Source organism: Afipia sp. GW821-FHT14H12 (assembly GCF_058803465.1).
Map to the genome: position 1 here is coordinate 890,697 of NZ_JBXAOZ010000001.1, position 21,419 is coordinate 912,115.

Annotated in this window: 22 protein-coding genes and 1 tRNA gene; 8 read left to right on the top strand and 15 right to left on the bottom strand. The window is 63.7% G+C overall.

What is annotated here, in order from left to right:
• Positions 1-27: 27 nt before the first annotated feature.
• The 5 genes from AC1RNA_RS04400 to tesB form a co-directional block, all read right to left on the bottom strand.
• The gene (locus tag AC1RNA_RS04400) at positions 28-1,503 is read right to left on the bottom strand and encodes an ammonium transporter (protein ID WP_492950384.1); all 1,476 of its coding nucleotides are present in this window, start codon (positions 1,501-1,503) and stop codon (positions 28-30) included.
• A gap of 40 nt (positions 1,504-1,543) precedes the next feature.
• Positions 1,544-1,882, bottom strand: coding sequence for a P-II family nitrogen regulator (locus AC1RNA_RS04405; RefSeq protein WP_009338541.1), 339 nt, complete (start codon positions 1,880-1,882; stop codon positions 1,544-1,546).
• A gap of 342 nt (positions 1,883-2,224) precedes the next feature.
• On the bottom strand, positions 2,225-3,535 hold the full coding sequence (locus AC1RNA_RS04410; protein ID WP_492950385.1) for an ammonium transporter: 1,311 nt from the start codon (positions 3,533-3,535) through the stop codon (positions 2,225-2,227).
• 44 nt (positions 3,536-3,579) lie between these two features.
• Positions 3,580-3,918: a P-II family nitrogen regulator gene (locus AC1RNA_RS04415; RefSeq protein ID WP_009338536.1), complete on the bottom strand. Its 339-nt coding sequence runs from the start codon at positions 3,916-3,918 to the stop codon at positions 3,580-3,582.
• Positions 3,919-4,037: 119 nt separating this feature from the next.
• Positions 4,038-4,922, bottom strand: coding sequence for an acyl-CoA thioesterase II (tesB, locus tag AC1RNA_RS04420; protein WP_048757766.1), 885 nt, complete (start codon positions 4,920-4,922; stop codon positions 4,038-4,040).
• Between the two features lie 142 nt (positions 4,923-5,064).
• Here tesB and AC1RNA_RS04425 point away from each other — a divergent pair, with 142 nt between their 5' ends.
• The gene (locus AC1RNA_RS04425) at positions 5,065-6,297 is read left to right on the top strand and encodes a ubiquinone biosynthesis hydroxylase (RefSeq protein ID WP_009338533.1); all 1,233 of its coding nucleotides are present in this window, start codon (positions 5,065-5,067) and stop codon (positions 6,295-6,297) included.
• Position 6,298: 1 nt separating this feature from the next.
• On the opposite strand, the gene AC1RNA_RS04430 is transcribed toward AC1RNA_RS04425, so the two are convergent.
• The 3 genes from AC1RNA_RS04430 to trxA are packed head-to-tail and all read right to left on the bottom strand — an operon-like array spanning position 6,299 to position 8,151.
• Entirely contained in the window at positions 6,299-6,502 is a 204-nt protein-coding gene (locus AC1RNA_RS04430; protein WP_492950386.1) for a Trm112 family protein, read from the bottom strand.
• A 36-nt stretch (positions 6,503-6,538) separates the two neighbouring features.
• Positions 6,539-7,213 (bottom strand): LON peptidase substrate-binding domain-containing protein, encoded by a 675-nt coding sequence (locus AC1RNA_RS04435; protein WP_009338528.1) that lies wholly within the window; start codon positions 7,211-7,213, stop codon positions 6,539-6,541.
• A gap of 29 nt (positions 7,214-7,242) precedes the next feature.
• On the bottom strand, positions 7,243-8,151 hold the full coding sequence (trxA, locus tag AC1RNA_RS04440) for a thioredoxin (RefSeq protein ID WP_492950387.1): 909 nt from the start codon (positions 8,149-8,151) through the stop codon (positions 7,243-7,245).
• Positions 8,152-8,194: 43 nt separating this feature from the next.
• On the opposite strand from trxA, the gene AC1RNA_RS04445 reads away from it, so the two are divergent.
• The 4 genes from AC1RNA_RS04445 to AC1RNA_RS04460 all read left to right on the top strand — a co-directional run bounded on the left by AC1RNA_RS04445 (position 8,195) and on the right by AC1RNA_RS04460 (position 9,471).
• On the top strand, positions 8,195-8,338 hold the full coding sequence (locus tag AC1RNA_RS04445) for a hypothetical protein (RefSeq protein WP_009338524.1): 144 nt from the start codon (positions 8,195-8,197) through the stop codon (positions 8,336-8,338).
• Between the two features lie 35 nt (positions 8,339-8,373).
• Positions 8,374-8,448: transfer RNA gene (locus AC1RNA_RS04450), tRNA-Gly, on the top strand.
• A gap of 121 nt (positions 8,449-8,569) precedes the next feature.
• Entirely contained in the window at positions 8,570-9,004 is a 435-nt protein-coding gene (locus tag AC1RNA_RS04455) for a DUF1810 domain-containing protein (RefSeq protein WP_009338522.1), read from the top strand.
• Positions 9,001-9,471 (top strand): secondary thiamine-phosphate synthase enzyme YjbQ, encoded by a 471-nt coding sequence (locus tag AC1RNA_RS04460; protein WP_009338520.1) that lies wholly within the window; start codon positions 9,001-9,003, stop codon positions 9,469-9,471. Before AC1RNA_RS04455 ends, AC1RNA_RS04460 begins: the two co-directional genes overlap by 4 nt.
• Here the strand turns inward: AC1RNA_RS04460 and AC1RNA_RS04465 are convergent.
• The 3 genes from AC1RNA_RS04465 to ggt all read right to left on the bottom strand — a co-directional run bounded on the left by AC1RNA_RS04465 (position 9,468) and on the right by ggt (position 12,702).
• Complete coding sequence (locus AC1RNA_RS04465; RefSeq protein ID WP_492950388.1) at positions 9,468-10,052, bottom strand: DUF2239 family protein; 585 nt, start codon at positions 10,050-10,052, stop codon at positions 9,468-9,470. The two genes, AC1RNA_RS04460 and AC1RNA_RS04465, sit on opposite strands and share 4 nt — an antisense overlap.
• 72 nt (positions 10,053-10,124) lie before the next feature.
• Positions 10,125-11,006: an SDR family oxidoreductase gene (locus AC1RNA_RS04470; RefSeq protein ID WP_492950389.1), complete on the bottom strand. Its 882-nt coding sequence runs from the start codon at positions 11,004-11,006 to the stop codon at positions 10,125-10,127.
• A 13-nt stretch (positions 11,007-11,019) separates the two neighbouring features.
• Positions 11,020-12,702, bottom strand: a complete 1,683-nt coding sequence (gene ggt, locus AC1RNA_RS04475; protein WP_492951179.1) for a gamma-glutamyltransferase — start codon at positions 12,700-12,702, stop codon at positions 11,020-11,022.
• Between the two features lie 137 nt (positions 12,703-12,839).
• Between ggt and AC1RNA_RS04480 the strand changes: the two genes are divergently transcribed.
• Positions 12,840-14,237 carry an MFS transporter gene (locus AC1RNA_RS04480; RefSeq protein ID WP_492950390.1) on the top strand — a complete coding sequence of 466 codons (1,398 nt, stop codon included), beginning with the start codon at positions 12,840-12,842 and terminating at the stop codon, positions 14,235-14,237.
• Here the strand turns inward: AC1RNA_RS04480 and purH are convergent.
• The 3 genes from purH to AC1RNA_RS04495 form a co-directional block, all read right to left on the bottom strand.
• Positions 14,234-15,826 carry a bifunctional phosphoribosylaminoimidazolecarboxamide formyltransferase/IMP cyclohydrolase gene (purH, locus tag AC1RNA_RS04485; protein ID WP_492950391.1) on the bottom strand — a complete coding sequence of 531 codons (1,593 nt, stop codon included), beginning with the start codon at positions 15,824-15,826 and terminating at the stop codon, positions 14,234-14,236. The genes AC1RNA_RS04480 and purH overlap by 4 nt on opposite strands.
• A 175-nt stretch (positions 15,827-16,001) precedes the next feature.
• Positions 16,002-17,750, bottom strand: coding sequence for a heparinase II/III family protein (locus AC1RNA_RS04490; protein ID WP_492950392.1), 1,749 nt, complete (start codon positions 17,748-17,750; stop codon positions 16,002-16,004).
• Positions 17,751-17,865: 115 nt separating this feature from the next.
• The gene (locus tag AC1RNA_RS04495) at positions 17,866-19,206 is read right to left on the bottom strand and encodes an RsmB/NOP family class I SAM-dependent RNA methyltransferase (RefSeq protein WP_009338510.1); all 1,341 of its coding nucleotides are present in this window, start codon (positions 19,204-19,206) and stop codon (positions 17,866-17,868) included.
• 172 nt (positions 19,207-19,378) lie between these two features.
• Here AC1RNA_RS04495 and AC1RNA_RS04500 point away from each other — a divergent pair, with 172 nt between their 5' ends.
• Both AC1RNA_RS04500 and AC1RNA_RS04505 read left to right on the top strand, forming a co-directional pair.
• Positions 19,379-19,627, top strand: a complete 249-nt coding sequence (locus tag AC1RNA_RS04500) for a DUF1674 domain-containing protein (RefSeq protein ID WP_492950393.1) — start codon at positions 19,379-19,381, stop codon at positions 19,625-19,627.
• Positions 19,628-20,102: 475 nt separating this feature from the next.
• Entirely contained in the window at positions 20,103-20,669 is a 567-nt protein-coding gene (locus AC1RNA_RS04505; protein WP_492950394.1) for a thermonuclease family protein, read from the top strand.
• 43 nt (positions 20,670-20,712) lie between these two features.
• Here the strand turns inward: AC1RNA_RS04505 and AC1RNA_RS04510 are convergent, their stop codons facing one another.
• Positions 20,713-21,237, bottom strand: a complete 525-nt coding sequence (locus tag AC1RNA_RS04510) for a L,D-transpeptidase (RefSeq protein ID WP_492950395.1) — start codon at positions 21,235-21,237, stop codon at positions 20,713-20,715.
• Positions 21,238-21,419: the final 182 nt, after the last annotated feature.

A 21,419-nucleotide genomic window follows, 5' to 3' on the forward strand; every position in this document is an offset into this window, starting at 1 on the left:
GGCCCCGACCGTGTCAGTGGCGTGCGCTTACATGTTGTAGGCGCGCTCGCCGTGGTCGGTGATGTCGAGGCCTTCGCGCTCGGCATCGACCGGCACCCGCAGACCGACGATCAGGTCGACGACCTTGTAGAGGATCGCCGAACCGATACCCGACCACAGCAGCGTGGCGATCACCGCCTTGCCCTGCGCGATCATCTGGGTGACGAGGTCGTAGGTGCCGGCATTGTTGCCGGTGATGTTGGTGTAGTCGGTGATGCCGACGCCCCCGAGCGCGGGGTTGACCAGGATGCCGGTCATCAGCGCGCCGAAGATGCCGCCGATGCAATGCACGCCGAACACGTCGAGCGCGTCGTCATAGCCGAGCGCGTTCTTCACGGTGGAGACGAAGAACAGGCAGATCGGCGAGACCAGAAGACCGAGCACCAGTGCGCCCATCGGACCGCAGAAGCCCGCCGCGGGCGTGACCGCGACGAGACCTGCGACCGCGCCCGAACAGATGCCGAGCAGCGAGGGCTTGCCCTTCGCCATCCATTCCACCATCAGCCAGGAGAACGCAGCGCCTGCGGTCGCGACCATGGTGTTGACGAAGGCAAGCGCAGCGCCGCCGTTGGCTTCGAGGTTGGAGCCGGCGTTGAAGCCGAACCAGCCGACCCACAGCAGCGAGGCGCCGATCATGGTCATGGTCAGCGAATGCGGAGCCATGATCTCGCGGCCGTAGCCGACGCGCTTGCCGACCATCAGGGCGCCGACAAGACCGGCGATGCCGGCGTTGATGTGAACCACGGTGCCGCCCGCAAAGTCGAGTGCGCCAGCGCCTGCAAGCCAGCCGACCGAACCGGTGACGCTGTCGAGTTTCGCCTGTGCCGCAGCCTTTGCCGCGTCACCGCTTGCCGCTGCAAGCGCCTTGGCGGCGGCAGCGATATCGTCAGGCGCCGCGACGTACCAGACCCAGTGCGCCAGCGGGAAGTAGATGATGCTCACCCACAGGAACACGAACAGCAGCGCCGCCGAGAACTTGATGCGTTCGGCGAACGCGCCGACGATCAGCGCGGGCGTGATCATCGCGAACGTCATCTGGAACACCATATAGGCGTATTCGGGAATCACGACGCCGTTGGAGAAGGTGCCCACGGTGGAGTTCGCATCGACGCCTGCGAGGAACGCCTTCGAGAGGCCGCCGACATAGTTGGTCAGGCTGCCGCCGTCGGTGAAGGCGAGTGAGTAGCCGTAAAGCGTCCAGATGATGCCGACCATCGCGACGATGGCGAACACCTGCGTGAGGATCGACAGCATGTTCTTGGCGCGCACGAGGCCGCCATAGAACAAGGCAAGACCGGGGATCGACATCATCAGCACGAGCAGTGAGCTGACGAGCATCCAGGCGGTGTCGCCCTTGTTGGGAACGGGTGCGTCAGCGGCAAAGGCTGCGCCGGTGCATCCGATCACGGCAATTGCTGCGATCAGTGCGGCCGATCCCAGACGTGCGGGACGGTGAAAACTCATGGTGAAGACTCCTGATTGAATGGGATGGAAGGCGTGGAAATCAGAGGGCTGCGTCATCGGCTTCGCCGGTGCGGATGCGCACCGCGTGCTCGAGGCTGGTGACGAAAATCTTGCCGTCGCCGATCTGGCCGGTCTTGGCGGCCGAGGTGATGGCCTCGATGGTGCGGTCGACCTGGGCATCGGCGACCGCGACCTCGATTTTGATTTTGGGCAGGAAACTCACGGCGTATTCAGCACCGCGATAGATTTCGGTATGGCCCTTCTGGCGGCCGTACCCCTTCACTTCCGTCACCGTGAGGCCATGAACGCCGATGGCGGTCAGGGCATCGCGGACCTCTTCCAGCTTGAACGGCTTGATGACAGCCATCACGATCTTCATGTCTGTTCCCCGCTTGGCCCGGCGTGCCGGGCGCTTTTGATCGGGACTCACCGCGCGAAGAAGGACACTTCGCGGGCACCCGCCGGAACATGACGAATCAAAAGCTGTGCCAGAGCGCAGCTACGGCCTATCTATTTGATAAAACACGTAATTCCTTCGCCGCCCGGTGCGGTCGGAATGCGCTGCACAAACCGCCGCTTAAAATGGCGACAGCGCCGCCTGCAAAATAGGCAGGACAGGAATTTGCCGCAAAGCTGCCCATGAGGCGGGCAGCAGGTTACGGCATCCTTAAAAAACCATCCGCAGCCAAGGCATGGTCTGGGGAAGTCGCAGCCCAGGGAATTACTGCAAGGCTTCGCCGTGCTGGGTGATGTCGAGGCCCTCGACCTCGTGCTCGTGCGAGACCCGGGCGCCGACCCGTGCATCGATCAATTTCAGCAGCACGTAGGTCGCGCCGCCCGACCACACGATGGTGACGACGATGCCCACGATCTGCGCCAGCAGAAGATGGGGATTGCCTTCCAGCAGTCCGGCAACGCCGCCGATGGATTGTGTGGCGAAGATACCGGTCATCAGCGTGCCGATCATGCCGCCGATGCCGTGAATGCCGAACACGTCGAGCGTGTCGTCGTATTTGTAGCGATGCTTGAGGCTGGTGCAGGCCCAATAGCAGATGCCGCCCGCGATCACGCCGATCAGGATGCCTTGGCCCGGCGTGACGAAACCTGATGCTGGGGTGATGGTGCCGAGGCCCGCGACCGCGCCGGAGATCATGCCGAGCACGGACGGCTTGCGGCGCTTGATCCATTCGATCGCGCTCCAGGTCAGCGCGCCCGCGCAGGCGGCGAGATGCGTCGAGAGGATCGCCATCACCGCGCGCGAATTCGCCTGCAGCGCCGAGCCGCCGTTGAAGCCGAACCAGCCGACCCACAACAGGCCGGTGCCGATCACCGCGAGCGACAGGTCATGCGGCGCGAGATTTTCCGAGCCGTAACCGCGCCGGCTGCCGAGCATCACGGCGGCGACAAGACCGGCGCTGCCCGCGCTCAGATGAATGACAAGACCGCCCGCGAAATCCAGCACGCCGAGTTGCGCGAGAAAACCGCCGCCCCAGATCCAGTGCGCCAGCGGAATGTAGGCGAGCGTGAACCAGCCTGCACAGAACAGCATGTAGGATGAGAAACGCATGCGGTCTGCGACCGAGCCCGCGATCAGCGCCACCGCGATCACGCCGAACGTCATCTGGTAAAGCACGAACAGCGATTCAGGAATCGTCTTGGCGAAGGGATTGATGCTGTCCATCGTCATGCCCGAGAGCATGAAACGATGCAGTGTGCCGAGGCCGCCGCCACCACCCACGAATGTCAGGCTGTAGCCGTAAGCCACCCACAGGATCGAGATCGCGGCGACAGCGCCGAGGCTTTGCGCCATCGTCGCCAGCACGTTCTTCTTGCGCACCATGCCCGCGTAAAACAATGCGAGGCCGGGGACCGTCATCATCAGCACGAAAGCGGTGGCGACGATCATCCATGCGGTGTCGGTGGGGTTGATCCCGGTCGCGCTATCTTGCGCGAAAGCCGGGCTTGCCAGTGCGGAAAGGATCAGCGCGCCAAAGCCTGTTGCGGCGGTGCGGTTACGAAGCCAAGTCGTCATGGGAAAATTCCGGCAATCGTTGGAAATAAAACAGGGCGGGCGGCTTAGAGGGCGTCGGCGTCGGTCTCGCCGGTACGGATGCGTACCGCGTTTTCGATGGGCGTCACGAACACTTTGCCGTCACCGATCTGTCCGGTGCGTGCGCTGCCCGTGATGATCTCAACCGTCTTGTCGGCGAGGTCGCTGGTGACCGCGACCTCGATCCGCAGTTTCGGCAGAAAGTTCACGGCATATTCGGCGCCGCGATAAATCTCGGTATGGCCTTTCTGGCGGCCGTATCCCTTCACCTCGGTGACGGTCATGCCGTGGATGCCGATATTGGTGAGGGCCTGACGGACCTCGTCGAGCTTGAAGGGCTTGATGATCGCGGTAACGAGCTTCATGGGCGCGCCGGTCCTTCTGCTGCAAGCGGCTTCGCGTCTTTATAAAAACGCGGGCAACTCTGCCATCGATTTCATCAGGCCGGGCGAAAAAAGAGCAGTCGGGGAGGGTGTCTTCCGGCTCAACCGGCAGGCTTGGGCCGCCGTACCCGGACGGAGCCTTCCTGCGCCACGGAAGCGACCAGCGTGCCGTCGGCCCGGAAGATCTCGCCGCGGGAGAAGCCGAGCCCATCATGGGCGTTCGGGCTGTCCTGAGAATAGAGCAGCCATTCGTCGGCCCGGAACGGGCGGTGAAACCACAGCGCATGGTCGAGGCTCGCGCCGCTGATGCCGTTCTCGAACACGGTCCGGCCATAGGAGGCCAGCGAGGCGTCGAGCAGCGAGAAGTCGGAGGCATAGGCCAGCGCGCACATGTGCAGGGCCGGATCGTCCGGCAGCGGCTTTGCCGCTTTCAGCCAGATGGTGACATGGCCGTCGTCGATTTTTTCGCCGACATATCGTTTCAGATTGGTCGGGCGCAGTTCGAACGGCATCTCGGCCTCAAAAAAACGGCGGATGAAGTTCGGCATCTCGCTTTGCTGCTTTTCGTCGAGCACCTGATGGAGATCGAGCGACCTGACCTCATCCGGCGATGGCACCGGCGGCATCGCGGCCTGATGTTCGAAGATGCTGTCCTCATGCGCATGGAATGAGGCGATCATGGAAAAGATTTCGGCGCCCTTCTGCGAGGCGATGACGCGGCGGGTGGAGAAGCTGCCGCCGTCGCGCAGCCGCGCCACGTCATACTCGATCGGAACGGCGGGGTCGCCGGGCAGGATGAAATAGGCGTGCAGCGAATGCGGCAGCCGGCCCTCCACCGTGCGGCAGGCCGCGACCAGCGACTGGCCGACGACCTGACCGCCGAACACGCGCTGCCAGCCGCTTGGCGGACTGAAGCCACGGAATCTGTCGCTCCCCAGCGTCTCGAGATCGAGAATGGAGATCAGATCGGCGAGGGAGGCGGGCATTGCTTTACCTTCTGCGCGTGTCCGGCGCGGGTGACGGGGCCGCGGAGGTATCCGCAGGGGAGGCAAAACGTTATAAAACGCTCAAAGCCGGGCTCCGCAAGCGGTCTCGTGCGTTGAGGTAACGGTATTTGTTGGAGTGGCGATGACGAAACCGCAGGGCATCGTGCAAGGCATCGTAATCGGCGGCGGTGGGCTGACAGGGTTGTCGCTCGCGCTCGCATTGCGTCAAGGGTTGGGCCCGGACATTCCGGTGATCGTCGCCGATCCTGCTTTCGCGGTGCGCCCGAGCCGCGACCAGCGCGCCTCCGCGATCGTCGCGGCGTGCCGCAGGCTGTTCGAGACGCTCGGCGTGTGGAGCGAGGTCGCGCCGGATGCGCAGCCGATCCTCGACATGGTTGTGACGGATTCCAGATTGCACGATGCGACACGGCCTGCGTTCCTCACTTTCGCGGGCGAGGTCGCAGGCGGCGAGCCGTTCGCGCATATGGTGGAGAACCGCCATCTGATCGACGCACTGACCAATCATGCCGAGGCCAGCGGCGTAGAATTGCGCAGCGACACCGTGGCGACCTATGAAGCGAACGACAACGGCGTGCAGGTTGCGTTCGGCAGCGGCGACATCATCACGGCGCGGCTGCTTGCCGCCGCCGACGGTGCGCGCTCGAAATTGCGCCAGCGCGCGGGCATCGCCACCCATGGCTGGGATTACGATCAGGCGGCGATTGTCGTCACGGTAGGGCATGAGCGCGATCATGAGGGGCGCGCGGAAGAACATTTTCTGCCCGCGGGCCCGTTCGCGATCCTGCCGCTCACAGGCAAACGCTCGTCATTGGTCTGGACCGAGCAGCCCAGGGAGGCCGCGCGGATCGTGGCGCTCGGCGCGGAGGATTTCAAAACCGAACTCGAGACGCGCTTCGGCCTGCATCTCGGAGAGCTTGAGGTGCTCGACAAGCCACGCACCTTCCCGCTCGGCTATTTCGTCGCGCGCTCCTTCATCGCGGATCGGCTCGCGCTGGTCGGCGATGCGGCGCACGTCATCCACCCCATCGCCGGGCAGGGCCTCAACATGGGTCTGAAGGATGTTGCGGCGCTGGCGGAAGTCGTGGTCGACGCGGCACGCCTCGGCACGGATTTCGGCGCGGCCGACGTGCTTGAGCATTATCAGCGCTGGCGGCGGTTCGACACCATGGCGATGGGGCTTGCCACCAACGTCCTGAACGGAATGTTCTCGAACGATTTCGCGCCGTTGCGCGCGGTGCGCGATATCGGGCTCGGTCTCGTGGACCGGATGCCGCCGTTGAAAGGCGCATTCATCCGTCAGGCGGCGGGCCTCACCGGCGAAGTGCCGCGGCTGCTGCGCGGCGAGGCGCTGTAGGTCAGTCGATCTTGCGCGCCTCTTCCGGCAGCATGATCGGAATGCCGTCGCGGATCGGATAAGCGAGCTTCGCACCGCGCGAAATCAATTCCTGTTTCACAGCGTCGTATTCCAGCAGGCCTTTGGTCACCGGGCACACCAGGATTTCCAGAAGCTTCGAGTCGACGGGATCGGAATCGCGCGCGGGCGGAATGTTGGTCGTCATCTTCAATCCATCGTTAAAAGAAAAGCCTCGATTTTTTTACTGCACCGGCGGATCGCCCGAGGTCTGTTTCTTGGCGAGGTCCATTTGCGTCACCGCGATCAGGATTTCGGCACGCGTCTTGAGGTCGGGGGCTTCCAGCAGCGCCTGCTTCTCGGCGGGGCCGTAAGGCGACATCATCGCCAGCGCGTTAACCAGCGCCTCGTTGGGTGCTGCGCGAATGCCGTCCCAGTCCACCTTCAGCGAGTTGGCCTTCAGGAATTTGGTGAGTGTGTCGAGGACGGCGTCGCGGTCGACGTCTTCCTCGCCCTTGCGCGCGACGAAATCGTCGACGAAGGGAAAGAAGTCGACCTTGCACTGACGATACGGCGTCAGCACGGTCAGCTCCTCAACCACCTGAAAGCGCGCAATTCCCGTGAGCTCGAGAATGTAGCGCCCGTCACCGGTCTCGCCGAACTGCGTGATCCGGCCGACACAACCGATGCGAAACAGCCTCGGGTGCTCCTCGCTTTGCGAATGCGCGGCGTCGGGCTGGATGATCCCGATCATGCGGTGCCCGTCGCGCAGCGCGTCATCCACCATTTCCAGATAACGCGGCTCGAAAATATTCAGCGGCATCTGCCCGCGCGGCAGCAGGAGCGCGCCGGGCAGCGGAAACACCGGGATGGTCTCGGGCAGATCGCCGGGCCCACGATATTCGGAATTGATGGCCATTCGATGTAATCCCCGATGGCTTTAAGCGATCACGAGAACAGAATGGTGGAGAGGCGCTTGCGGGCCTCCACGGTGGCCTCATCCTCGCCGCCCCATGCCTCGAAGAACTGCAGCAGCTGCTTGCGCGCGCCGTCGTCGTTCCATTTGCGGTCGCGCCTGACGATCTCCAGCAAATGATTGGCGGCGTCGCTGCGCGCGTGCTTGGCGTTCAGCGCGATGGCGAGGTCGTAGCGGGCCTGATGGTCGAGCGGGTTTGCGGCAATCTTTTGCTCAAGCTCCGCGACCGGGCCGACTGACTGTGCCTGCTCGGCGAGATCGAGCATCGACTGCACGGCAGTGACGGAGGCATCGCCGCGCTTGGCCTCCGGCACCATCGCCAATGTCTGCTTGGCCTGCTCGAGCGAGCCCGCGACCACGTAGCAGCGCGCGAGACCCGCCATCGCCGGAACATTGGTGGCATCCTGCGCCAGCACTTCGGCGTAGATCTCGGCGGCGGTGGCCGCATCGCCCTCGGCGAGATGAGCTTCGGCCTCCGTTATCAGGTCGGCATCGCCGCCCGGCATGCCCTTGGTCAGTTTGTCGATGAAGGCGTTGATCTGGGCTTCCGGCTGCGCGCCCATGAAGCCATCGGCCGGCTGGCCGTTGACGAAGGCGATCACGGCCGGAATCGACTGGATGCCCATCTGGCCGGGGATCGCCGGATGCTCGTCGATGTTCATCTTGACGAGCTTGACCTTGCCCTTGGCGGCTCGCACCGCCTTCTCGATGATCGGGGTGAGCTGTTTGCACGGGCCGCACCAGGGCGCCCAGAAATCGATCAGCACCGGCTGGTGCTTGGATTCCTCGATCACGTCCTTCACGAAGGTCTGTGTCGTGGTGTCCTTGATGAGGTCTGGCGCAACGCTGCCCGCGGCGGCGTCATTGTCGAGTATCGTCACGTCGTTTCATCCCGGCTGATTGCTGCATTTGCGGACATTTACCATGCCCGGCCCTAAAATGGCGGCGAAAGTGACGATTTCAATCGCGGAAGCGCTTGAAATCGTTCCCGAACATGAACTTAAAGCCGATCCGGGGGTGAAAAAGGCCGCCTTTCTCTGTTGCATTGCCGCGCCGGGTTTGGCATAGGTTGCGCCCGGCGGCGCAAGCCGCCCATTTCTGATGCGGGTGTAGCTCAGGGGTAGAGCACGACCTTGCCAAGGTCGGGGTCGAGGGTTCGAATCCCTTCGCCCGCTCCAGAATCTTCAAACAACGAAGAAAATTGGCAACCACGCAAGCCGCCGCAAGGCGGCTTCGTCGTGTCTGGCCTCAACTTTTGGTTCCCTTCGGCGTTATCCTCCACGGGACTGAGGAGGCAGCATGACGGGACGAGATGCGGGAGATCTGCAGCGCTTCATCGACGCGCAGAGGCCGCTTTACGACCGGGTGCTCTGTGAACTGCGCGGCGGACAAAAGCGTACACACTGGATGTGGTTCATCTTTCCGCAGATCGAGGGCTTGGGCCACAGCGCGATGGCGCAGAAATATGCCATCGCCTCGCGCGAGGAAGCGGCGGCCTATCTCCGACATCCCCTGCTCGGCGGGCGGCTGGAGGAATGCACGGCGCTGGTCAACGCGATCGCGGACAAATCCGTCTACGAGATTTTCGGTTCTCCTGACGACATGAAGTTCGGCTCCTCGATGACATTGTTCGCGCAGGTCGCGAAAGGGCACAGCCTGTTCAAGGAGGCGGTTGAAAAATATTTCGGCGGACGCTTCGATGATGCGACTCTCGCAAGGATCGAAAGGTCATGAAAATCAGCGGACACCGCTCGCGGATTCCCAGTGCCAGGCCCGAACTCATCGCGACATCGACGCTGACGGTGACGACGCCGCGGCGCGGCTTCTTCGACATCACCACGGAAGCCCGGGATTTCCTGCAGGAGGCGCAGGCGGCGGTCGGCGCGCTGACGCTGTTTGTCCGGCACACCTCGGCATCGCTGACGATTCAGGAAAATGCCGATCCCGACGTGCTGACTGACCTCACCGATGCGCTCGACCGTCTTGCGCCGGAAAACGGCGGCTGGATTCACGGCAGCGAAGGCCCGGACGACATGCCCGCGCATATCAAGACCATGCTGACGTCATGCAGCCTGCAGGTGCCGGTGGAGAGCGGCGAGATGATGCTCGGCACTTGGCAGGGCATCTATCTCATCGAGCACCGTGCGCAGCCACACCGCCGCGAGATCGTGCTGCAATTCATCGGCAGCGTATCGTCCTAGATCGTTGTGGTGACGTAAGCTCCGTCGAACAAATCCGACGCCAGCCGCTCGAGATGGCGGCGCACGTCTGTCGGCCAGTCGGCAATCAGCGCATGAAAGCGCGCGCCGTCATTGGCGTAGAGCGCGCGGAGCACATCCTCGTAATGCGGCTTGTTGCCCGCGATGGCCGACAGAAAACGATGCACCGATTCCTGCCGCTCGCGTGCTTCATCCTTGGCGGCGGTTTTGCGCCGCGCGTCCTCGATCAACTTTCGCAGCGTCACCGACGCGCCGCCGGGTTGGGCAGCGAGCCATTCCCAGTGTCGTGGCAGCAAGGTCACCTCGCGGGCGACGACGCCGAGCTTTGGCCGGCCGGGACCGCGTGGCGCCGGTTCGGAAGACAATGAGTTTTTGAGGCGGGTGGTGACGTCCGCGACCGAGCCGCGAAAGTCGATTTCGACCGGGCGGCTGGTCTCAAGGTCGAACAGCAAGATCTGACTTTGGGGCGAGAGGACCTGTTTGACCCGCGCCGCCACGTCCGCGATGTCGCCGGAGGCGATGCAATGGTCGCCGTCGAAGGCGATAATCTGGACGGAAGGCATGACAAACCAATGGGTTGTGACGATGCCAATAATATACCCGGGTAAAATTAGTCTGTCAATATTACCCGGATATTATTTGGAGAAGCCCGGCAGCTTGCCCAGCGTGACGCCCGGCGGCGGCACATCATCGTCAGGCACGAAAATATCCGGCATCAGCGGCACCGAGGGATCGACCCGATAGGGCTGGAAATCGGTCACGCCTTCGGCGGCGAGAATTTTGTCGTCGATGCAGAACTGCCCGGTGAAGTCGCGCGACGACTTGGTGAGAATGATGTGCGCCGCGTCCGCGACGATCTCCGGCTTGCGGCTGGCGCGGATCATCGCCTCGCCGCCGAGCAGGTTGCCGACCGCGGCGGTGGCGATCGTCGTGCGCGGCCACAGCGCGTTCACCGCGATGCCGTCGCCTTTCAGTTCACCGGCGAGACCGAGCACGCACATGCTCATGCCGAACTTCGCCATGGTGTAGGCGGTCGAGGGCGCGAACCATTTCGTTTGCATGTCGAGCGGCGGCGACAGCATCAGGATGTGTGGATTCTCTGCTTTTTTCAGATACGGGATGCAGGTCTTGGAGACGAGGAACGTGCCGCGCGTATTGATCGCCATCATCAGGTCGAAACGCTTCATCTCGGTCGCCTGCACCGGCGAAAGGCTGATCGCGCTGGCATTGTTGATTGAGATGTCGATGCCGCCGAATTCCTTCACCGTCTGATCGACGGCGGCGATCACCTGCGCCTCGTCACGGATGTCGCAGGCGATGGGCAGCGCGCGTCCGCCCGCATCCTCGATCTCTTTCGCGGCGGTAAAAATCGTGCCTTCGAGTTTCGGCTGCGGCGCCGTGGTTTTCGCGGCGATGGCGATGTTGGCGCCGTCCCGCGCCGCGCGCTTGGCGATCGCAAGGCCGATGCCGCGGCTGCCGCCGGTGATGAACAGCGTCTTGCCTTTGAGGGATGTCATATAGCCTCCCGTATTAATAACCTGCCGCTTCCGCGCCGCGCGTGCGCGGGTCGGCTGCGCCCAGCCAGCCGTCCTTCGTGGCGGCAATCGAATTCGCCGAGGTCTGGCCCATCGGCGTCACGAGCGTGTGGCCCATGGCGCGCAAGGCGTCGCGCGTCGCCTGCGGAAAGCCATGCTCGATCCGCACTTCATCCGGCATCCATTGATGATGCAGCCGCGGGATGCTGACGGCCTGCGCGATGTTCAAGTGATAGTCGAGCGCATTGACGATGACTTGAAGGGTGGTCGAGATGATACGGCTGCCGCCCGGCGAGCCGGTGACGAGCACGGGCTTGCCATCCTTCAGCACAATCGTCGGTGTCATGGAGGACAGCGGCCGCTTGCCGGGGCCGGGCAGGTTCGCTTCATAACCGACCAGCCCATAGGCGTTGGATGCGCCCGGCGCGGCGGTGAAGTCGTCCAGCTCGTTGTTGAGCAGCACGCCGGTGCCTTCCGCGATGAGGCCGACGCCGTAGCTGAAATTCAGCGTGTAGGTGTTGCTCACCGCATTGCCTTGTGCGTCCACCACCGAGAAATGCGTGGTGTTGGTGCCTTCGTGCGGCTGCGCGGCGGCGGCCGCCTTCACCGGCGTCGATGTGTCGAGGCTGATGTCCGCGCGCAGTTGCGTGGCGTAATCCTTCGACAATAATCGTGTCAGCGGCGCTTTGCTGAAAGCTGGATCGCCGAGGTAGCGTGCGCGGTCGGCATAGGCGCGCTTCATCGCTTCGATCAGCACATGCAGCGAGGCGGGCGTCTGCGCACCCATTCTGTGCAGGTCAAATCCTTCCAGGATGTTCAGCGTCTCGATCAGTACCGTGCCGCCGGATGACGGCAGCGGCATCGACACGATGTCGTAGCCGCGATAGGTGCCGCGTACCGGCTTGCGCCAGACCGGGCGATAGGATTTCAGGTCGTCGCGGGTGATGATGCCGCCGGCGGCCTGGATGCCTGCGGCGAGTTTGTCCGCGACCGGGCCATCGTAAAATCCATCTGCGCCGTGATCGGCGATAGCCTGCAGCGTGTTCGCAAGATCAGGCTGAATGAGTTTGTCGCCTTCGCGCAGCGGCGTGCCGTCCGCGCGTGCGAGGAGCTTGGCACTCGATGGCCATGGCGCAAACCGCTGCCGCGCATCGGGCAGCGTGTCGGCGATGTCGTCGGTGATGATGAATCCGTCGCGCGCAAGTTTGATCGAAGGCGCGAGCAGATCCCTTAGAGAGAATTTTCCCGAGCCATAGCGATGCAGGGCTTCGGCCAGTCCGGCCACGGTGCCTGGCACACCGATACCGAGCGCACCATCGCGCGATTTCTCAGGATCAGGCTTGCCGTCCGGCCCCAGAAACATCGTCGGCGTCGCGGCTTTAGGTGCAGTCTCGCGATAGTCGAGCGCGATGTCTTTGTTCTTGCGCGCCAGATGGATCACCATGAAGCCGCCGCCGCCGAGATTGCCCGCGCGCGGATAGGTCACCGCCATCGCGAACCCGGTCGCGACCGCCGCATCCACGGCATTGCCGCCACGTTTGAGCACGTCGGCGCCAATCCTCGTGGCGATCTTTTCCTGCGCGACCACCATGCCGTGGCGTGCGAACACCGGCTGTGCGTGAGTCGGCAGCGACGAGATGCGGGCATCCTGTGCCAATCCGGCGGCAGGCAGCAGCATCAGCAGCAAGGCAAGAGCAAAACGGTTCAAAAGCAGGCTTTCCTGTTTCGGAGGAATGGTGGAGCGCGATAATCATCGCGAATTGATCTATAAGATGGCGACAAGCTAACCCGCCCGCCGCGTTCCCGCCAACGAACATGAAGGTGAAGATGACGTCCCTTGCGCCAGCCATGCAGCGTACCTATCCGCCGCGTTCGGCGGTGATCGGCTGGATCTTCTTCGACTGGGCGGCGCAGCCTTATTTCACGCTGATTACCACCTTCGTGTTCGCGCCCTATTTTGCAACCCGCGTTGCGCCCGATCCCGCCACCGGCCAGTCGTTGTGGGGCTTCGCCACCTCGATCGCCGGATTCCTGATCGCGTTTCTGTCGCCGGTGCTGGGCGCCATCGCCGATGCGGGCGGGCGGCGCAAGCCGTGGATCGCGGCGTTCGGCGCGCTGCTGGTGATAGGCTCATCCATGATGTGGATCGGCAGGCCCGGAGATCCATCTGTGATCGTACCGGTGCTGATCGCGTTCGGCATCGCCACCATCGGTGCGGAATTCGCCACCGTGTTCAACAACGCGATGATGCCGTATCTGGTGCCGCCGGAGAAAATCGGCCGCCTGTCCGGCACCGGCTGGGCCACGGGCTATATCGGCGGCATAGTGAGTCTTGTCCTGGTGCTGGGCTTTCTCGCTGCCAACGAGGCGACCGGCCGCACATTGTTTGGTCTCACGCCGTTGTTCGGGCTCGATCCGGTGATGCATGAGGGCGACCGCATCTCGGGGCCGCTGACGGCGGTGTGGTTCGTCATCTTTGTGCTGCCGATGTTCCTGTTCACGCCGGATCACGCCTCGAAGAAACCCGCGCTCGGTGCGGTGCGCGAAGGTCTGCGCGAATTGCGCGAGACGCTGCGCGCGCTGCCGTCGCAACCCAACATGGCGACATTCCTGATTGCCAACATGGTCTACACCGACGCACTGGTCGCGCTGTTTGCGTTCGGCGGCATCTATGCGGCGGGCACGTTCGGCTGGCAGACCATCCAGATCGGCACGTTCGGCATTCTGCTCGCGGTGAGCGGCACGCTCGGCGCGTGGGTCGGCGGCAAGCTCGACGACCTGCTGGGGCCGAAGACCGTCATCACCGGCGCGATGGTGATCCTGCTGCTGGCGATCCTCGCGATCCTGTCGATCGACCGCGACACGCTGTTCTTCGTCATTAAAGTCACCCCTCCCGCGCCGGGCGGCGGGCTGTTCGCGGCGCCTGCCGAGAAGGCCTATCTCGGGCTCGGGTTGTTCATCGGCTTTGCGGCGGGGCCGTTGCAGGCGGCGTCGCGCACGCTGCTCATTCGCCTCGCGCCGCATGAGCGCATCACGCAGTTCTTCGGGCTGTTCGCGCTGTCGGGAAAAGTCACGTCATTCTTCGCGCCGCTTGCGGTCAGCATCGTCACCGCCGTCACCGCCAGCCAGAAGGCCGGCATGGCGGTGCTGATCGTGTTCTTCGTCGCGGGACTTGCGCTGCTGTCGCGGGTGAAGGAGCCCGCGCGGCCTTAATGCTTGAAGTGCCGCGTGCCGGTGAACACCATGGCGATGCCATGTTCATCGGCTGCCGCGATCACTTCCGCATCGCGTACCGAGCCGCCCGGCTGGATCACCGCCGTCGCACCGGCCTCAATGGCAACCAGCAGACCATCGGCGAACGGGAAGAACGCATCGGACGCCACGACCGAACCTTTGGTCAGCGGATCTGAGAGGCCGAGTTCTTTCGCCGCGTCTTGCGCCTTGCGCGCGGCGATGCGCGCGGAATCGACCCGGCTCATCTGGCCCGCACCGACGCCGACGGTGGCGAGGTCCTTCGCATAGACAATCGTGTTCGACTTCACATGCTTGGCGACGCGGAAGGCGAAGCGCAGGTCCGCGAGCTCGGCATTGGTCGGTGCGCGCTTGGTCACGGTGGTGAGCGTCATGTCGTCGACCACGGCGTTGTCGCGTGACTGAACGAGTAGGCCGCCCGCGACCGTCTTGGCGATGAAACCCTTCGCGCGCGGATCGGGCAGTTTGCCCGCGAGCAGCAGCCGCAGATTCTTCTTCGCCGCGATGATCTTGATCGCTTCCTCGCTGGCATCGGGCGCGATGATGACCTCGGTGAAGATGCCGGTGATCGCGCGCGCGGCCTCCGCATCGAGCGGGCGGTTCACCGCGACGATGCCGCCGAACGCGGAGGTGGAATCGCAGGCCAGCGCCTTCTTGTAGGCGCTGACGATGTCATCGGCTTCCGCCACGCCACACGGGTTGGCGTGCTTGACGATGACGCAAGCCGCGCTCTTGGCCGGATCGAATTCAGCGACGCATTCGTAAGCCGCGTCGGTGTCGTTGATGTTGTTGTAGGAGAGCTGCTTGCCCTGCACCTGGCGCGCAGTGGCGACACCGGGGCGCTGTTCGGCGCTGACGTAGAAGGCCGCACTCTGATGCGGGTTTTCGCCATAGCGCAAGGCTTCGGCAAGCCGCCCGCCGATGGCGCGGAAATCCGGCGCGTCGATTTTCAGTTCGGCCGAGAACCAGTTCGAGATCGCTGCGTCATAAGCGGCGGTGCGCGCATAGGCCTTCGCGGCAAGCCGCTTGCGCAATGAAAGTGTCGTCGCGCCCTTGTGGGCTGCGAGTTCATCGAGCACGGCCTGATAATCCGAAGGCTCGACGACGACGGCGACATCGCCGTGGTTCTTCGCGGCGGCGCGGATCATCGCGGGGCCGCCGATGTCGATGTTCTCGATGCAGTCTTCTTCGCTGGCACCCTTCGCCACCGTCGCTTCGAACGGGTAGAGGTTGACGACGAGGAGATCGATCGGCGCGATGCCGTGGTCCTTCATCGATTTGGCGTGCTCGGCATTGTCGCGGATCGCGAGCAGGCCGCCATGCACCTTCGGATGCAGCGTCTTCACCCGGCCGTCCATCATCTCCGGAAAGCCGGTGAGGTCGGACACGTCCATCACCTTCAGGCCCGCATCCGCGATCGCCTTGGCGGTACCGCCGGTGGAGACGAGATCGACGCCATGGGCGGCGAGAGCTTTGGCGAAGTCGATCAGCCCGGTCTTGTCGGAAACGGAAAGCAGGGCGCGGGTCACGCGGCGCGGATGGTCGGTCATGCGATGGTCCAGGAGCAGGAAAATGATGGCCCGTGAGCGGTATTCCGCAAGGGAAAACCCACTTTGAGCCTGCGCCTACGCGCTAACATAGTTTGCGCGCCGGCAAAACCTCGCTCATAGCGTTTTCAAGCGAAGTGGGGACCGGTTCGCGTGAAGAAAACGCATCAAAACAAGCCTACAGCGGTAATTCCGGTTCGCGGCGCGGGTCGCGCTTGGCGTTGGCCGCGGCCGAACTGGCGGATTTGGCGAAACTCCAGTGCACGGTCGCCACCTGCCGCGCATGCTGGCGGATCACGATCTGGGTGGTCCGGCGCGGGCCGTCCGATCCGGCCAGAAACACGCTGTCCTCAAGGTCGATTTTCTGGTCAGGCGCCTCGAAGGTCCAGACGTCGCGGTTGGGCAGCATCAGCATGGCACCGCGGCCGTCGGTCAGGCGGCTGACCTTGACGGAGGGATGCAGGTGAAAGCGGATGGCGTAGTCGTCCATGCTGCCGCGAAATGCCGAGCCGGGCTCCTTCGCCAATTCGTCCTCGCCGTCGATGCGGCCGCCATCGGCGGCGACGGTCAGGACGCGGCGATGGATGAAGCCGAACTGCTTGCGGTAGCCGTCATGCGACATCGTCAGCGTGGTGCCTTCCGAGGTGACCTCGCGATAGGATTCGACGGTCTCCGGGCCCGCGACGATCGGCGAGCCTTGCAGCATCCGTTTCATCGCCGACCGTTCGACGAACTGGCAGGACGATGTTTCGGCATAGGTCAGCGTCGAATGCGCGGCCGTGGAGCGCGCGAAGCTGCGCCAGTTGTCGCGCCCGGTCGAAGGCATGCCGCAATTGATGACGATGCGGTTGGCGCCGCTCGACATCTCGAACGACAGGCATCCTGCATGCGCGTCGCGGCTGAGCGAGGGCGGTGGCGGCGGGCCGGTGTCGGCGATGATGGTAAGCGTGCCTGCGTCGAGCCGCTGGAAGCCGGTGTGTGGCATGTGCGGCATCGGCGTGCCGTGGGTGTCGTCATAGGCGAGCAGCGTGGCCAGCACGCCGGGGGCCGCCGCGTTCATGCCGTTGAACAGCGCGAACGAGCCGTCGTCGTGGCGGAAGAAGCGCAGCATCGGCATCATCCGGTCGATGGCGTTGAGCAGCGCGGGCGGCGGGGCGATGTTGCGCGCCGCGAAGGTCTGGCGCAGCGGCAGAAGATCGAGCAGCAGTTCGACCAGTGCGTCCGGGTTGCGCGAGATGTGGCCGCCGTCCGGCAGGATCTGGCGCTGCAATTCGTCGGAAAGCTTTTTCGTGGCGCCTTTGATGTGCTTGGCCTGATTGGCGAGGCAGAGCGAGGCGTAGCACAGCGCGATCAGAACCTGCAGCCGCGCAAGGCCATCGGGGATGTCGGCCTTGGTGTAGCGCAGGAAGCGGATTTCGCGCGTGAGGTTTTTCAGGAAGCGGCGATAGAAGCGCGCATCGGCATCGTGCAGCACCAATGGCGCCTGCGACAGCAGCGAGATGATGCGGCGCCCCACCACATCGGCGCGCTTCGCCACGGCACTCTTGCGCGGATGCGCGAGCCAGTCATCCAGCAGCGCGCGGGCGTTGGCGCGTGTGATCGCCGAATCCGCCGCGCGCAGATGGCGCAGCCAGCCAAAGCCGAGCAGGGAGACTTCCCATTCCTCGGAAGGCGGATCGAGTTCGAACACCGAGCGGCCGTGGCAGGTGACGATTTTCCCCGCGAACACGAAGCGGCCCGAATAGATTTCGGCGGCGCGGGTGGCGTCGGTGGTGCGCAGATCGTGCGGAGCGATCAGCAAACGGTCGGAGCGGCCGGGCAGGAGGCGCGTTAGAGCTACCGATGTACCGCTGGCGCGCGCCATCACCTTCCGCCCGACTCGTCCGAGCAGAAGTCCCGATATGCGCCTTTGTCCGGTAACCGACATCGTCCCCGTGCCGGAGGGAATCTCCGTGTCTCCTTTTTAGTCTGGAATTCCAGACAAGGCACGTCCGCATGGGGACAAAAGGCGGGAGGCGTCTGTGTGAAAAGGAGAAATCAGGTCAGGCCTTGACCAGGCGGGCGGCGTAAAAGCCGTCGAGCCCCGACAGCTTCGGATCGGCATGGGGCAGGTGGCAGGGCAGCGTGCGGACATCGCCATCGGCGGTGATGAGTTCCGACAGCCCGGCGAGTTCGCCGGGCGTGACGGGCATCCGCTTCACCTGCGGTTCGGAGGCGAGCAGCGATGCGATCGCCTGTTCGCCTTCCTCGGGTTCCAGCGAACAGGTGCAGTAGACCAGCATCCCGCCGGGTTTCAGCAGCGTCACGCTTTTCTGCAACAGGCGTTTTTGCAGGGCGTTGAGCGCGCCCATATCGGCTTCGTTCTTCAGCCAGGCGACGTCGGGATGACGGCGGATGGTGCCGGTCGCCATGCAGGGCGCATCGAGCAGGATCGCATCGAACGGGCCGCCGTCCCATTCGGTCGCATCCGTCGCCACACAACTGGCTTCGAGCGAAAGCCGCGCAAAATTGTCTTTCAGGCGCGCAAGCCGTCCGGCGGAGCGGTCGACCGCGGTGACATGGGCGCCCGCCTGCGCGAGCTGCGCGGTCTTGCCGCCCGGCGCCGCGCACAGATCGGCGACGGATTTGCCGGTGATGTCACCGAACAGCCGCGCAGGGATGGCGGCGGCGGCGTCCTGTACCCACCATGCGCCCTCGGAAAAGCCGGGCAGCATCGTGATCGGCCCATGCAGTTGCGTGCGCACGGTGCCGGTCGGCAGCATTTCGCCGTGGAGCCGCGTCGCCCAGCTTTCGGAATCGGTTTTTACCGTGAGATCGAGCGGCGGCTCGTGGCCGATGGCGCGGGCCATCGCGCGTGCATTATCTTCGCCGTAGGCCTTGATCCAGCGCGCCACCAGCCACGGCGGCAGGTCGATCATGCCATCCTTGACCTCTTCGACCAGCGGCAACCCTTCGCGCGCGCAACGGCGCAGCACCGCGTTGACGAGTCCCGCATACTTTGCCGCGCGACGGTCGGCCTGTACGAGACGGACCGACAGATCCACGGCGGCGTGATCGGGCACGTCCATCCACAGAATCTGCGCGGCGCCGATCAGCAGCGCACTCTGCGCGCGGGGTGCATCGCTTGGAATCCCGCGATCGAGCAGCCGCGACAGCAGATGGCCGAGCGTGCCGAGACGGCGCAGCACGGTCGCGACGAGACGGCGCATCAGCGCGCGGTCGCGGTCGGACAGCGTCTTGAGAACGGGATGGGCGGCAGGACCTTCAAGCTGATCGTCCAGCGTGCGCCGTTTGTGGAGAACGCCGTCGATGATATCGGCGGCTATGCGGCGCGCGGCGAGGCCGGGCACCTCGGTCGGCGGAACGAATCGCGAAGGCTTCATGGAATACTGTACAACCAAAGCAGGGAAGAGCGGGCATGCCGCAACGAAGACGCAGGGATGACATGCGAATATGCCAAATGTAAGAATCGTGACGCGGCTTAAATAAGACGCGGGACGATTATGAAGCGGCCATGTGCATCGCCGCTTCGCACTGAGTGATATGGAGGCGGATATGGCGGACGAGCCGAAGACAGACAATGCGGATGCGATGCCGCCGCGTCGCCCCTTGCCACCAGCCGCCCAGCGCGCGTTGGCCGAAGCCGAGGCCCGGAGGGCGGAAGCCGTGAAGGCCAAGGAAAAGAATAAGGAAAATGATCCCGCATCTGACCCCAACGATCCGAAAGAGATCAATGGACCGAAAGGCCCGGAGCCCACGCGCTACGGCGATTGGGAAATCAAAGGGATAGCCTCGGATTTCTGAGGGTTGAGGTCGCGGTGAGATCGGTTCAAATTATTTGAATGTAACTTGCCACAATGGCTTGCGGCGCATGTACACTAGATGCACATTCTGCCTGTAACCGTAACGGTTACAAATTGACAAAGGCTCGCCGGGGTGAACCGACGAGCCTTTGCTAAAACCCTCAAGTTCGCGAACGAGAGGGAGTGCGAAATTCCGGTGTGGCTGATCCAAACTTGCAGGCAAGGTCAGTCATCCGACTCGCACCATAATCGTGCTGCCCTTGCCATGTTGGTGCAAAGGTTTTCGACCTACTACAGCTAGTTGTACCCAATACTCACAAGGCACTGTGAATAAGCCAAATATGTCGGAAAACCCCCATAGAGTTTCGAGTCATCCCTTGACTCTGCTCATCGGCGGTTCCAGCGGAACGTATTGTCCCCCTACGTAGAACCGCTCATACGCTTGCTCGACAGAGGATCGCGCGGTATCTAGGGATATGTTCCTAGATACGCCGAATCGCATGGCAACCCGCTCCGCGCAGCGCCGCGACCGCCTGTGGGCGGGGACGCTGCTCGCGCTGATGTTCAGCGCGGGGCTCATTGCAGGGGCATGGCTTCCGCACAGCAGGTTCAACACATCGGCGGGCGATACCGAGCGGGCGGACCGCGACCGGCTGGTGGAAGCCTCGCGCAGCGGCGACGCAGGCGTCCGACAGTCCGCGCAGGTCATGTATGTGATCGACGGCGATACCTTCGAGGCGCGGGTGCATCTGTGGCAGGGGCTCGACATCACCACGCGCGTGCGGCTGCGCGGCGTCGATGCGCCGGAACTGAAGGCGCGGTGTCTCGCTGAATCACGCATGGCGCAGGCGGCGCGTGAGGCGCTCACCACATTCCTCAAGGAGGGCAGCGTCACGATCTACAACGTCGGACCCGACAAATATAACGGCCGTGTGGTTGCGGACGTTGCGACGCGCACGACGCCGAATGTCTCGGCCGCGCTGATCGCCACCGGGCACGGCCGTCCCTATAACGGGGGCCATCGTGCCGGATGGTGCGGTTAGCGCACCATCGCTCATGATATGAAAAACGCCGGAACGGCAGGCCTTATCGCGATGTGACCACGACCGGCGTGCCGACCGAGACGCGCTCGAACAGGTCGGTGATGTCGGGATTGTACATCCGCACGCAGCCATAGGAGACGTAGCCGCCGACCGACTTCGGCACGTTGGTGCCGTGGATGGCGTACTGGCCGCCCGCGAGCGTCATCGCCGCGACGCCCATCGGGTTGCGTGGCGAACCGCCTTCGATCACATCGGGAATGTTCGGATGATCGCGCTTCACATCATCGGGCGGCGACCATGCGGGATTACGGTACTTGCCGCTGATGCGCGTCTCACCCGCCCATTCCTTGCCGCGCTTGCCGACGCCGACCGGGTAACGGATCGCGTGCTGCTCATCGAGAATGAGATAGAGGCGGCGCTCGCTGGTCTTCACCACGATGGTGCCGGGCGAATAGCCCGCCGGTGCGCGGACCATGTCGGGATGCGCGAAGGCCGGCGCGGTGCCAGCGGCGAGAATAAGCGAACCGGCGGCAAAAGCGGCTGCAACGAATGAGGCGAACGGGCGCATGGCAATCAGTCTCCGCAAAATCCATTCAGGCGGCGCGGCGTCCCAAAACCTGCTTCTCAAGGCTTGTTTTTCAAGGCCCGCGCTTAGCCTACGCCGCACAAATGAGCGAACCGTTTCCGCTCGCCGTGCGACTGCGCGCCATAAAGGAAAAATCGGCGGCGGTGTAAATGTCCGCAAAACAA